Annotated in this window: 1 protein-coding gene; it reads left to right on the top strand. The window is 67.7% G+C overall.

Translation table 11 applies throughout. The annotated features are described in order from the left end of the window. Positions 1-92: 92 nt before the first annotated feature. Positions 93-604: RNA polymerase sigma factor (locus QHF83_RS53400; RefSeq protein ID WP_282425897.1), on the top strand; the 512-nt coding region annotated here is incomplete at its 3' end.

Genomic DNA, 604 nt, shown 5'->3' with positions numbered 1-604 from the left:
GTTTGTACGGTAAAACGCCAGCCGGGCCTTGCGTCGACGGGGCCGCGTCGATTTTCTGTTACCTCTCGCTTCCCCGCGCATTGTTTGTAGGCATGGGATCGTCCAAACCCGATCTACGTCGCCGACGCGCCGAGCTCCTCGGCTTGCGGCTCGATGTCCGGCGCATCGTCCGGAGCGACAAGGCGCGCACGCGCGACTCCGCGGACGACAAGGAACAGCAGGTGATCGCCAACGCGCTCGGCGACCTCCCCAACTACGCCCCGCACCCTGACGGCATGAAGCCGTGGGTCGTGACGATCACGCGGAACGTGATGGGGACAGCGCGCCGGATCACTCGCCGGCACCGGCAGGTGTTCGAATCCGACGCTGGGCGCGTGGCCAAGTTCGCGACGTCGGACCCCTCGCCCGAGCGCGCGGTGCAGTTGAAGCAGGCCCTTCACAAGGTGATGGATGCTGTCGGAGACCTGCCCCCCTCCCAAGCCGCGGTCTTGTGGATGGTGTGCGTCGAGGGTCGATCGCACGAGGAGGCCGGGGCGAAGGTCGGGATCTCCGAGGACGCGGCGAAGGTGGCGCTCTCTCGCGCGCGCGAGACCTTGCGGGAGCG

The organism is Polyangium sp. 15x6 (assembly GCF_029960785.1).
Lineage (GTDB): Bacteria > Myxococcota_A > Polyangia > Polyangiales > Polyangiaceae > Polyangium.
The sequence above is the reverse complement of the archived record's forward strand: the minus strand, read 5'-3'. Positions and strand labels throughout refer to the sequence as shown.